Here is an 11,854-nt window from a genome sequence, read left to right as displayed (position 1 = left end):
ATAGAGGGGGTTGACATTCATTCGCTCAATCTGGCGTCTACAGAGAGCATGGTCGAGAGAATCAGAAATATCCACGCATCAGATGAAATTTTGCCCAACATGCCGCAAGTCTTTCAATGACTGATGAAAAACTAATGTTCGCGCTGATCAATGGGTCTTTAAGCAGACAAGAGGCATGGGGTAATAATTCGGGAACAAAAATATAGGTTGAGCACGTTTCTGTTTAGCTTTAACCTTCGCCTTTATACATATGTGAATCAATAGGTTGAATGCATTTCTGTACCAGCAATTCCAGCTTTTTCAGCGTTTGTATCGCCGTTGAGTCAAGTCCATAACATTTCAATTCTTCTGCCGAATGAAATCTAACGTTGACCTGACCTCCGGGCAACTGGCGAAGGAGTACCCTGAAAGGTAAATCCAGAGCGAGGTCTGGATGTTCCAACATCAAAGGCGTTCCCTTTTCAGGATTACCAAATACCAGAACAGTCGTTGGCGGCATTACAAGACCTGCATTACTGGCAGCTTTCGCGTGGTCAAACTCGCCAAATAAAACCAGACCATTATTTGATACCGCCTTAAGAAGACGTGTTCTGGTATGCTCGAAGTCAAATGCACTATTGAATTGAATCATAACGTTTTTACCATTAACACCATAATCAATGTGAACGATGAGACAACCATAATATAAATACAAAATATTAAAACCTGAGTTTGCTCATATTTTTTAACATCAGAAAAATAACATTTTCTGATGAGTTCCTTTAATCAACCAGAATTAAAACAATCGCAATATCCACTATGTTTATAAAATCATCCTATGCTAACAAGATAATGTAGACTCTGATTCCATAAAGCACTCCCTTCCTAAACCCTGTAGTTACAAATTGTAAAGATTAATTTACTCTGTTTATATTTTGACTATCTGGTTATATCTCAGTGGATATGTAAAATTAATAACAGCTGGTGATCATTCAGTAGTTGACTATAGAAAATTCGCCAGCCGGTCACAGACACGCATCTTTACAGGGCGTGTCTGCATTTTTTGTTATGATGTATTGTGATGTATATAGTAGTACTGGTGAATTATGAGCAATCTGAATCCATGCCTGGCGTGTGGTGCCTGTTGTGCATTTTTCCGCGTCTCTTTTTACTGGGCCGAAGCAGATGATGCAGGCGGCACTATCCCGGCTCATCTTACTGAGCAAATATCCCCTTACCATCGATGTATGAGCGGTACTAACCAGAAGGATCCCCGTTGTGTTGCCCTGGCAGGAACGCCTGGAAAAAACGCATGTTGCACCATATACAAGAATCGCTCATCGACATGTCGAGAATTCGCCATGTCTGGCGAGGATGGGAAGATTAATGAGGCATGTAATCGCGCCCGAGCAAAATATGGGCTGCCTCCAATTTAAAAAGCACTTTTCATTTTTAATGGGCGCTATAAAACTGCGTATCCATGATTATATTCTGATGTAACATGCCCATTGCCCGAGTATCAAGAATACAATGCCATATGTTCCTGGTACCGGGCAACATTTTGGTGAAAACTGCCATTTTAAAAATTCAGTTCTTGATGATCATTCTTGATATTTTACGTAACAATCAACAGGCATTACATTCTGATATTTCGACTGTAAACCATTATGTTTTTCGCGCAATTCCCACCCATCGAATGATCCTTTGCCGTTAATCATGAGATAGTTAAAATCAGTAATTTCGATTAGTCTTATTTTTTAGATGAGAGTCTTTTTATATGCTTTTAAACATTCTTTAAGAATAAGAAATCTGCCATAAAGACAGATTTCTTTAATTTATAATTAGAGATTTGCAACGTTATGATATACTTTTTGAACATCGTCGTCATCTTCGAGGGCATCAATAAGTCCTTCAAAGATTTCTAAATCTTCTGGTGAAAGCTCAACTTCTGATTGAGCAATCATTTCTAATTCTGTTGTTGAGAACTCAGTAATTCCAGCTGCTTTTAGAGCTGCAATTCCTTTATGAAGGTCTGTAGGCTCAGTATAAATAACTATGTTTCCTTCTTCTTCGGTCACATCACGGACATCCACTTCAGCTTCAAGCAAAATTTCAAAAATACGGTCAGGGTCAGTTCCTTCAAATACAATCACGCCAGTATTGTCAAACATATAGCTGACAGAACCAGCTGCTCCGATATTCCCGCCTTTTTTATTGAAAATTGTACGAACGTTAGCAATCGTACGGTTAACGTTTGAAGTCAACGTTTCAGCGATAATCATTGAACCACTGGGTCCAAAGCCTTCATAACGTCCTTGTACGAACGTTTCGTCTCCGCCACCTTTGGCTTTATCAATAGCTTTATCAATAACGTGTTTTGGAACTTGCGCCTGCTTCGCGCGTTCAATAACGAACTTTAAAGAAGTGTTTAATTCTGGGTCTGGTTCACCTTGTTTAGCCGCAGCATAGATTTCCACACCGAATTTTGCATATACTTTAGACGTTGCCCCGTCTTTAGCCGTTTTTTTAGCTACGATATTGGCCCATTTACGTCCCACTGGAATAATCTCCTCGAAATTTATTTACATCAATAACAGGTTGATAACCTGCGATTTTCGTCATATTATATCATAACATGAAAAATTTCGTCTATGAGAATTAGAAATAAGATAAACATATAGCAGCACTTTAATTTTCCATTATTTAAAAATGTTACCAGATTATTTTTCTGATTTAGTTTTAGATTTTTGTTCTTAATAATTGAAACGCTATAATAATACATAAGGCAAAAACAATGTGATAATCCCGACTAATCATCTGGAAACCGTTTTTAAAACAAATCCATTCTTAATCAACTGATATTTAATGATAAATTTCATTTAATTGTTCTTTTATTAATTGAAATCAACCCTTTCCCAACCATTTGATATAATTGATATTATCCTTCATTTTAGGAAGTTTTTTTACTATCACTTATATCAAAATAACGTTTCTTTTCACCAACGATTAAGAGGAACTTTTAATGATTACGGTTGAGCTATGAGCGAAAAGCGGACGTTACCGACACCCGCCGATCTTCACTAATGTAGCACTCCAAATGAATATATACCTTAAATCAGGTTCAACTTCGTTACTACATATGAAAAATAATGTGTTGATATATAAATTATTTTTTCTTATGTTAATTCATTCCAACCTGTGCTCAAGCACTCTTTCTTAACAACGAAAGGCCATAAAATGAATATCGAAGCATTTGCTTTTGGCACCACCAACTGGGGTGAAGTCGAAAAAACAGAACATCCCGGGGAAACAGGCATGGCCTACTGGCGCACACAATTTTTTGGTCACAAGCCGAACCAAATCCGTGTGCGAATGGTTGAATATACCCCAGGTTACCTGGCGGATCATTGGTGCAGTAAAGGTCATATCCTTTTATGCATAGAGGGAGAACTCGAAACACTGCTCGCAGATGGCCGCAAATTCACTTTAACTGCGGGGATGAGTTATCAGGTTGGTGATAACGCAGAGCCACATCAGTCCAGAACAGAGACAGGAGCAAAACTCTTTATTGTGGACTAAAGGATTCGTCGTTGTTGCGATTGCGACATCCGATTCTGGCACAGAATTGGAACCTGGCAGTAGAACAACCATCTGACCATCCCCCAACTACCTGGGGGTTTTGATAACTTATTTTGATAACCGTTAGCATCCTGACAAAAATAACGGGAGCGTTACGCTCCCGTTAATGGATTTAATAAATTACCGAATTACATGTTCTTGATGATCGCATCACCAAACTCTGAACATTTCAGCAGCTTAGCGCCTTCCATCAGACGTTCGAAGTCATAGGTTACGGTTTTCGCGTTGATTGCGCCTTCCATACCTTTAACAATCAGGTCTGCGGCTTCAGTCCAGCCCATATGGCGCAGCATCATCTCAGCGGAGAGGATGATAGAGCCTGGGTTAACTTTGTCCTGACCGGCATATTTCGGCGCAGTACCGTGGGTGGCTTCAAACAGGGCGCATTCGTCACCGATGTTTGCGCCAGGGGCGATACCGATACCGCCAACCTGCGCTGCCAGGGCGTCAGAAATGTAGTCACCGTTCAGGTTCATACAGGCGATTACGTCGTATTCAGCCGGACGCAGCAGGATCTGTTGCAGGAATGCATCAGCAATCACGTCTTTAATGACGATCTCTTTGCCGGTATTCGGGTTTTTAACTTTCAGCCACGGGCCACCGTCAATCAGTTCACCGCCAAACTCTTCACGCGCCAACTGGTAGCCCCAGTCTTTAAACGCGCCTTCGGTGAACTTCATGATGTTGCCTTTGTGCACCAGGGTCACGGAGTCACGATCGTTAGCAATTGCGTATTCGATCGCTGCACGAACCAGACGTTTGGTGCCTTCTTCAGAACATGGCTTAATACCGATACCACAATGTTCCGGGAAGCGAATTTTCTTCACGCCCATCTCTTCACGCAGGAATTTAATTACTTTCTCAGCGTCGGCAGAGTCTGCTTTCCATTCGATACCTGCATAAATGTCTTCCGAGTTTTCACGGAAGATAACCATATCGGTCAGTTCAGGGTGTTTAACCGGGCTTGGGGTGCCCTGATAGTAACGTACCGGACGCAGGCAGATGTAGAGATCAAGTTCCTGGCGCAGGGCAACGTTGAGAGAACGAATACCGCCACCAACCGGAGTGGTCAGCGGGCCTTTAATAGCAACGCGATATTCACGAATCAGATCAAGGGTTTCAGCAGGCAGCCACACATCCTGACCATAAACCTGTGTGGATTTTTCACCGGTGTAAATTTCCATCCAGGAGATTTTACGCTCGCCTTTATAGGCTTTCTCGACTGCAGCGTCGACCACTTTCAGCATGGCTGGGGTTACATCTACACCGATTCCATCACCTTCAATGTAAGGGATAATCGGATTTTCAGGAACGTTGAGTTTGCCGTTTTGCAGGGTGATCTTCTTGCCTTGTGCCGGAACAACTACTTTACTTTCCATTCACCTCTCCTTCGAGCGCTACTGGTTTGCTCGTCTGCCACCACGTTGCATATGCGTTTGCGTCCTGCGATACGGATGCTTTAGAGCAATTTTTTGTTAATGATTTGTAATTGGCTTGTCAATACTACCCTATTGTTTGCCGTCATGAAAGATGCGCGTTATTAGGCTATAATGCGGCAATTCATAATCTCTGAAAATACCATGCAAAAAACTTCTTTTAGAAATCACCAGGTTAAGCGATTCAGCTCGCAACGCACTAACAAACGCAAACCAGAAAACCAGCCCACGCGTGTGATCCTGTTTAATAAACCTTACGATGTCCTGCCACAGTTCACCGATGAAGCTGGGCGCAAAACATTAAAAGAATTCATCCCGGTTCAGGGTGTTTATGCGGCGGGTCGTCTCGACCGCGATAGCGAAGGGTTATTGGTGCTGACCAATAATGGTGCACTACAGGCTCGTTTAACTCAGCCGGGCAAACGCACCGGGAAAATCTATTATGTGCAGGTGGAAGGCATTCCCACACAAGACGCTCTTGAAGCCTTACGCAATGGCGTAACCTTAAATGATGGTCCTACCCTGCCCGCAGGCGTGGAGCTGGTTGAAGAACCAGAGTGGTTATGGCCACGTAATCCGCCAATTCGTGAACGTAAAAGTATTCCCACCAGCTGGCTGAAGATTACTTTATATGAAGGACGTAATCGCCAGGTGCGCCGCATGACCGCCCATGTCGGTTTCCCTACGCTGCGACTGATTCGCTATGCCATGGGCAATTACACACTGGATAATCTCGCTAACGGCGAATGGCGAGAAGCAACAGAATAAGGATGCACAATGTTTAAACCGCACGTTACCGTCGCCTGCGTGGTACACGCAGAGGACAAATTTTTAGTTGTTGAAGAGACGATTAACGGTAAAGCGTTATGGAACCAACCGGCGGGACATCTGGAGGCGGATGAGACGCTAGTAGAAGCAGCTGCGCGTGAGCTGTGGGAAGAAACCGGCATCAGCGCGCGACCGCAACACTTTATCCGCATGCATCAGTGGATTGCGCCAGATAAAACGCCGTTTTTGCGTTTCCTGTTTGCCATTGAACTTGAGCAAATATGCCCGACCCAGCCTCATGACAGCGATATAGACTGCTGCCGTTGGGTCAGCGCCGAAGAAATTTTACAGGCGTCAAATCTACGTTCGCCACTGGTGGCGGAAAGTATTCGTTGTTATCAAAGCGGGCAACGCTATCCGCTGGAGATGATTGGCGATTTTAACTGGCCTTTTACAAAGGGTGTCATCTAAAAGGCTGCGTGATAGAATACGCCGCCTTGAAGTTCAATGTCGTGAGTAATCCAATGTCTGAAACCGCAAAAAAAGTGATCGTCGGCATGTCCGGCGGTGTCGATTCCTCCGTTTCTGCCTGGCTGTTGCAACAACAGGGATATCAGGTCGAAGGCCTGTTTATGAAGAACTGGGAAGAAGACGACGGTGAGGAATATTGCACAGCGGCAGCGGATCTGGCTGATGCCCAGGCGGTCTGCGATAAGCTCGGCATTGAACTGCACACCGTCAACTTTGCTGCCGAATACTGGGACAACGTCTTCGAACTGTTCCTTGCCGAATATAAAGCCGGTCGCACGCCGAATCCGGATATTCTGTGCAACAAAGAGATCAAATTTAAAGCCTTCCTCGAATTTGCCGCCGAAGATTTAGGTGCCGATTATATCGCTACCGGTCATTACGTTCGTCGGGCAGATGTCGATGGCAAGAGCCGCCTGCTGCGTGGTCTGGACAGCAATAAAGACCAGAGCTACTTCCTTTATACGCTCAGCCATGAGCAAATTGCGCAAAGCCTGTTCCCGGTCGGCGAACTGGAAAAACCGCAGGTGCGTAAGATTGCTGAAGATCTTGGTCTGGTCACCGCGAAGAAAAAAGACTCTACCGGCATTTGCTTCATTGGCGAACGTAAATTCCGCGAGTTCCTGGGCCGTTATCTCCCGGCGCAACCGGGCAAAATCATTACCGTCGATGGCGATGAAATTGGTGAGCACCAGGGGCTGATGTATCACACCCTCGGTCAGCGTAAAGGTCTGGGTATCGGTGGCACTAAAGAAGGCACCGAAGAACCGTGGTATGTGGTCGATAAAGACGTCGAAAACAACATTCTGATTGTTGCGCAGGGCCATGAACACCCGCGTCTGATGTCTGTCGGTCTGATTGCCCAGCAGCTACACTGGGTCGATCGCGAACCGTTCACCGGCACTATGCGTTGCACGGTAAAAACCCGCTATCGCCAGACCGACATTCCGTGCACCGTCAAGGCGCTGGACGACGATCGCATTGAAGTGATTTTCGATGAGCCAGTTGCCGCCGTGACGCCGGGCCAGTCTGCCGTCTTCTATAACGGTGAAGTGTGCCTCGGTGGCGGTATCATTGAGCAGCGTCTACCGCTGCCGGTCTGATTATTGTCTTTAATTACAACAAGGAAGCAGTGAACGTGGCAAAGAATTACTATGACATCACCCTCGCCCTGGCCGGTATTTGTCAGTCGGCACGCCTGGTGCAACAACTCGCTCACCAGGGGCATTGTGATGCCGATGCGCTACACGTCTCACTCAACAGTATTATTGATATGAACCCCAGCTCGACGCTGGCGGTTTTTGGCGGCAGTGAAGCCAACCTGCGCGTCGGGCTGGAAACCCTGCTCGGCGTGCTCAATGCCAGCAGTCGTCAGGGCTTAAACGCTGAGCTAACCCGCTACACGCTAAGCCTGATGGTGCTTGAGCGCAAACTTTCCTCAGCGAAAGGTGCGCTCGACACTCTGGGCAACCGGATCAACGGCCTGCAACGCCAACTCGAACACTTCGATTTACAGTCCGAAACGCTGATGAGCGCGATGGCCGCCATCTATGTTGATGTGATAAGCCCGCTTGGCCCGCGCATTCAGGTCACCGGCTCCCCTGCCGTACTGCAAAGCCCACAGGTGCAGGCGAAAGTTCGCGCAACCCTGCTGGCAGGCATTCGCGCCGCCGTGCTCTGGCACCAGGTCGGCGGCGGACGTCTGCAACTGATGTTTTCTCGTAATCGCCTGACCACTCAGGCAAAACAAATTCTTGCTCATTTAACCCCGGAGTTGTGATCTATGGAATTATCCTCACTGACCGCCGTTTCCCCTGTCGATGGACGCTACGGCGATAAAGTCAGCGCGCTGCGCGGGATTTTCAGCGAATACGGTTTGCTGAAATTCCGTGTACAAGTTGAAGTACGTTGGCTGCAAAAACTGGCCGCGCACGCAGCGATCAAGGAAGTTCCTGCTTTTGCTGCCGACGCAATCGGTTACCTTGATGCAATCGTCGCTAATTTCAGTGAAGAAGATGCATCGCGAATCAAAACCATCGAGCGTACCACTAACCACGACGTTAAAGCGGTTGAGTATTTCCTGAAAGAAAAAGTGGCGGAGATCCCGGAACTGCACGCGGTTTCTGAATTCATTCACTTTGCCTGTACTTCGGAAGATATCAATAACCTCTCCCACGCGTTGATGCTGAAAACTGCGCGTGATGAAGTGATCCTGCCATACTGGCGTCAACTGATTGACGGCATTAAAGATCTCGCCGTTCAGTATCGCGATATCCCGCTGCTGTCCCGTACCCACGGTCAGCCAGCCACACCGTCAACCATCGGTAAAGAGATGGCTAACGTCGCCTACCGTATGGAGCGCCAGTACCGCCAGCTTAACCAGGTGGAGATCCTCGGCAAAATCAACGGCGCGGTCGGTAACTATAACGCCCACATCGCCGCTTACCCGGAAGTTGACTGGCATCAGTTCAGCGAAGAGTTCGTCACCTCGCTGGGTATTCAGTGGAACCCGTACACTACCCAAATCGAACCGCACGACTACATCGCCGAGCTGTTTGATTGCGTTGCGCGCTTTAACACCATTCTGATCGACTTCGACCGTGACGTCTGGGGTTATATCGCCCTTAACCACTTCAAACAAAAAACCATTGCTGGTGAGATTGGTTCTTCCACCATGCCGCATAAAGTTAACCCGATCGACTTCGAAAACTCCGAAGGCAATCTGGGGCTTTCCAACGCGGTATTGCAGCACCTGGCAAGCAAACTGCCGGTTTCCCGCTGGCAGCGTGACCTGACCGACTCCACCGTGCTGCGTAACCTCGGCGTGGGTATCGGTTATGCGCTGATTGCTTACCAGTCCACCCTGAAAGGTGTGAGCAAACTGGAAGTGAACCGTGATCATCTGCTGGATGAACTGGATCACAACTGGGAAGTGTTGGCTGAACCGATCCAGACGGTAATGCGCCGTTACGGGATTGAGAAGCCATACGAGAAGCTGAAAGAGCTGACTCGCGGTAAACGCGTTGACGCCGAAGGCATGAAGCAATTTATCGACGGTCTGGCGCTGCCAGAAGATGAAAAAGCACGCCTGAAAGCGATGACGCCGGCTAACTATATTGGTCGTGCCATCACTATGGTTGATGAGCTGAAATAAGCCTCGTATCAGTGCCGGATGGTGATGCCGTCCGGCCTGTTTATAAAGATAATCCGCTTTTCTATTTACACCTCCCTTCCCCACTGGTTTATTTAATGTTTACCCCCACAACCACATAATCGCGTTACACTATTTTTATAATTAAGACAGGGAGAAATAAAAATGCGCGTACTGGTTGTCGAAGACAATGCGTTGTTACGTCACCATCTTAAAGTTCAGATTCAGGACGCGGGTCATCAGGTCGATGACGCAGAAGATGCCAAAGAAGCCGATTATTATCTCAACGAACATTTACCGGATATTGCGATTGTCGATCTCGGTTTGCCTGACGAAGATGGTTTGTCGCTGATCCGTCGCTGGCGTAGTAATGATGTTTCACTGCCAATTCTGGTTTTAACCGCCCGTGAAAGCTGGCAGGACAAAGTTGAAGTATTAAGCGCCGGTGCTGACGATTACGTGACTAAACCCTTTCATATTGAAGAAGTGATGGCTCGAATGCAGGCATTAATGCGGCGTAATAGCGGCCTGGCTTCACAGGTTATTTCACTGCCGCCGTTTCAGGTTGATCTCTCCCGTCGCGAATTATCCATTAGTGACGAAGTCATCAAACTGACCGCATTTGAATACACCATTATGGAAACCTTGATCCGTAACAACGGCAAAGTGGTCAGTAAAGATTCATTGATGTTACAGCTCTACCCGGATGCCGAACTGCGGGAAAGTCACACCATTGATGTTCTGATGGGCAGGCTGCGCAAAAAAATTCAGGCGCAATACCCGCACGAGGTGATTACCACCGTTCGCGGCCAGGGTTATCTTTTCGAATTGCGCTGATGAAAAAATTACTGCGTGTTTTTTTCCCGCTCTCGCTGCGGGTACGTTTTCTGTTGGCGACGGCCGCGGTAGTACTAGTGCTTTCACTTTCCTACGGTATGGTTGCCCTGATCGGTTATAGCGTTAGTTTCGATAAAACGACGTTTCGTCTGTTACGCGGCGAGAGCAATTTATTCTATACACTGGCGAAATGGGAAAACAATAAGCTACACGTTGAACTGCCGGAAAATATTGACAAGCAAAGTCCCACGATGTCTCTGATTTATGACGAGAACGGCAAACTATTGTGGGCGCAGCGTGACGTTCCCTGGCTGATGAAAATGATCCAGCCTGACTGGCTGAAATCCAATGGTTTTCACGAAATAGAGGCTGACGTGAACGATACCAGCCTGCTACTGAGTAACGATCTCTCTATTCAGCAGCAGTTGCAGGAAGTTCGGGAAGACGACGACGATGCAGAAATGACCCACTCGGTAGCCGTTAATGTCTATCCGGCAACGGCGCGAATGCCAAAACTCACCATTGTGGTGGTCGATACCATTCCCGTAGAGCTTAAAAGTTCCTATACGGTATGGAGCTGGTTTCTCTATGTACTCCTGGCCAACCTGTTGTTAGTGATCCCGTTACTGTGGATCGCCGCTTGGTGGAGCTTACGCCCTATTGAAGCCCTGGCGCGAGAAGTCCGCGAACTGGAAGAACACCACCGTGAACTGCTCAACCCTACAACAACGAGAGAACTGACCAGCCTGGTGGGTAACCTGAACCGACTTTTAAAAAGCGAGCGTGAGCGTTACGACAAATACCGCACTACGCTCACTGACCTGACTCACAGCCTGAAAACGCCTCTGGCGGTGCTACAAAGTACGCTACGTTCTTTGCGAAGTGAAAAGATGAACGTCAGTGAGGCGGAACCGGTGATGCTGGAACAAATTAGCCGTATCTCGCAACAAATTGGTTACTACCTACACCGAGCCAGTATGCGTGGAGGGACATTACTTAGCCGCGAACTACATCCAGTGGCCCCGTTGTTGGACAATCTCACATCGGCACTGAATAAAGTTTATCAGCGTAAAGGCGTCAATATTTCCCTCGATATCTCGCCAGAAATTAGCTTTGTCGGTGAGCAGAACGATTTTGTTGAGGTAATGGGCAATGTACTGGATAACGCCTGTAAGTATTGTCTCGAATTTGTCGAAATCTCCGCAAGGCAAACTGACAAACATCTCTACATCGTGGTCGAAGATGATGGACCGGGGATCCCGCAAAGCAAGCGTGAGGTGATTTTCGACCGTGGTCAGCGTGTTGATACCTTACGCCCCGGGCAAGGCGTGGGGCTGGCGGTCGCTCGTGAAATTACTGAACAGTACGACGGAAGAATCATCGCCGGAGAGAGCATGCTCGGCGGTGCGCGAATGGAGGTGATTTTTGGTCGCCAGCATTCCTTGTCGAAAGATGAATAAATATGTCCTTTGTTCGCGCATTACAGTATGCATCCGTTATAATCGGTTGCAGATAC

The 11,854-nt window shown here is 47.0% G+C and carries 12 protein-coding genes; 9 read left to right on the top strand and 3 right to left on the bottom strand.

The genetic code is table 11. The features are described 5' to 3' along the window. Window positions 1-229: 229 nt before the first annotated feature. The gene (locus D9738_RS05160) at window positions 230-631 is read right to left on the bottom strand and encodes a DUF302 domain-containing protein (protein WP_130205603.1); all 402 of its coding nucleotides are present in this window, start codon (window positions 629-631) and stop codon (window positions 230-232) included. Window positions 632-1,085: 454 nt separating this feature from the next. Between D9738_RS05160 and D9738_RS05155 the strand changes: the two genes are divergently transcribed. Then, window positions 1,086-1,415, top strand: a complete 330-nt coding sequence (locus tag D9738_RS05155; RefSeq protein WP_130205601.1) for a YkgJ family cysteine cluster protein — start codon at window positions 1,086-1,088, stop codon at window positions 1,413-1,415. A gap of 405 nt (window positions 1,416-1,820) precedes the next feature. Here the strand turns inward: D9738_RS05155 and D9738_RS05150 are convergent, their stop codons facing one another. Beyond that, window positions 1,821-2,537, bottom strand: coding sequence for a YebC/PmpR family DNA-binding transcriptional regulator (locus D9738_RS05150; RefSeq protein ID WP_130259685.1), 717 nt, complete (start codon window positions 2,535-2,537; stop codon window positions 1,821-1,823). Window positions 2,538-3,216: 679 nt separating this feature from the next. Between D9738_RS05150 and D9738_RS05145 the strand changes: the two genes are divergently transcribed. Further along, on the top strand, window positions 3,217-3,558 hold the full coding sequence (locus D9738_RS05145; RefSeq protein WP_130259684.1) for a DHCW motif cupin fold protein: 342 nt from the start codon (window positions 3,217-3,219) through the stop codon (window positions 3,556-3,558). A gap of 188 nt (window positions 3,559-3,746) precedes the next feature. On the opposite strand, the gene icd is transcribed toward D9738_RS05145, so the two are convergent. Further along, window positions 3,747-4,997 carry an NADP-dependent isocitrate dehydrogenase gene (gene icd, locus D9738_RS05140; protein ID WP_000444487.1) on the bottom strand — a complete coding sequence of 417 codons (1,251 nt, stop codon included), beginning with the start codon at window positions 4,995-4,997 and terminating at the stop codon, window positions 3,747-3,749. 171 nt (window positions 4,998-5,168) lie between these two features. Here icd and rluE point away from each other — a divergent pair, with 171 nt between their 5' ends. The 7 genes from rluE to phoQ all read left to right on the top strand — a co-directional run bounded on the left by rluE (window position 5,169) and on the right by phoQ (window position 11,798). After that, window positions 5,169-5,822 carry a 23S rRNA pseudouridine(2457) synthase RluE gene (rluE, locus tag D9738_RS05135; protein WP_130205595.1) on the top strand — a complete coding sequence of 218 codons (654 nt, stop codon included), beginning with the start codon at window positions 5,169-5,171 and terminating at the stop codon, window positions 5,820-5,822. Window positions 5,823-5,831: 9 nt separating this feature from the next. Then, on the top strand, window positions 5,832-6,293 hold the full coding sequence (gene nudJ, locus D9738_RS05130; RefSeq protein ID WP_130205593.1) for a phosphatase NudJ: 462 nt from the start codon (window positions 5,832-5,834) through the stop codon (window positions 6,291-6,293). A gap of 53 nt (window positions 6,294-6,346) precedes the next feature. Continuing rightward, on the top strand, window positions 6,347-7,453 hold the full coding sequence (mnmA, locus tag D9738_RS05125) for a tRNA 2-thiouridine(34) synthase MnmA (RefSeq protein ID WP_001353282.1): 1,107 nt from the start codon (window positions 6,347-6,349) through the stop codon (window positions 7,451-7,453). A gap of 35 nt (window positions 7,454-7,488) precedes the next feature. Further along, window positions 7,489-8,130 (top strand): high frequency lysogenization protein HflD, encoded by a 642-nt coding sequence (hflD, locus tag D9738_RS05120; protein ID WP_001297479.1) that lies wholly within the window; start codon window positions 7,489-7,491, stop codon window positions 8,128-8,130. 3 nt (window positions 8,131-8,133) lie between these two features. Further along, window positions 8,134-9,504, top strand: coding sequence for an adenylosuccinate lyase (gene purB / locus D9738_RS05115; RefSeq protein WP_130259683.1), 1,371 nt, complete (start codon window positions 8,134-8,136; stop codon window positions 9,502-9,504). A gap of 162 nt (window positions 9,505-9,666) precedes the next feature. Next, a complete protein-coding gene (phoP, locus tag D9738_RS05110) occupies window positions 9,667-10,338 on the top strand; it encodes a two-component system response regulator PhoP (RefSeq protein WP_130205589.1) in 672 nt (223 codons plus the stop codon). Continuing rightward, window positions 10,338-11,798 carry a two-component system sensor histidine kinase PhoQ gene (phoQ, locus tag D9738_RS05105; protein WP_130259682.1) on the top strand — a complete coding sequence of 487 codons (1,461 nt, stop codon included), beginning with the start codon at window positions 10,338-10,340 and terminating at the stop codon, window positions 11,796-11,798. Before phoP ends, phoQ begins: the two co-directional genes overlap by 1 nt. Window positions 11,799-11,854: the final 56 nt, after the last annotated feature.

This window comes from Escherichia sp. E10V5 (genome assembly GCF_004212315.1).
Classification (GTDB): domain Bacteria; phylum Pseudomonadota; class Gammaproteobacteria; order Enterobacterales; family Enterobacteriaceae; genus Escherichia.
The sequence above is the reverse complement of the archived record's forward strand: the minus strand, read 5'-3'. Positions and strand labels throughout refer to the sequence as shown.

Coding starts and splice junctions, on each gene's coding strand:
- D9738_RS05160 (WP_130205603.1), bottom strand. CDS start 631: ATGATTCAATTCAATAGTGCATTTGACTTCGAGCATACCAGAACACGT.
- D9738_RS05155 (WP_130205601.1), top strand. CDS start 1,086: ATGAGCAATCTGAATCCATGCCTGGCGTGTGGTGCCTGTTGTGCATTT.
- D9738_RS05145 (WP_130259684.1), top strand. CDS start 3,217: ATGAATATCGAAGCATTTGCTTTTGGCACCACCAACTGGGGTGAAGTC.
- icd (WP_000444487.1), bottom strand. CDS start 4,997: ATGGAAAGTAAAGTAGTTGTTCCGGCACAAGGCAAGAAGATCACCCTG.
- rluE (WP_130205595.1), top strand. CDS start 5,169: ATGCGGCAATTCATAATCTCTGAAAATACCATGCAAAAAACTTCTTTT.
- nudJ (WP_130205593.1), top strand. CDS start 5,832: ATGTTTAAACCGCACGTTACCGTCGCCTGCGTGGTACACGCAGAGGAC.
- mnmA (WP_001353282.1), top strand. CDS start 6,347: ATGTCTGAAACCGCAAAAAAAGTGATCGTCGGCATGTCCGGCGGTGTC.
- purB (WP_130259683.1), top strand. CDS start 8,134: ATGGAATTATCCTCACTGACCGCCGTTTCCCCTGTCGATGGACGCTAC.
- phoP (WP_130205589.1), top strand. CDS start 9,667: ATGCGCGTACTGGTTGTCGAAGACAATGCGTTGTTACGTCACCATCTT.
- phoQ (WP_130259682.1), top strand. CDS start 10,338: ATGAAAAAATTACTGCGTGTTTTTTTCCCGCTCTCGCTGCGGGTACGT.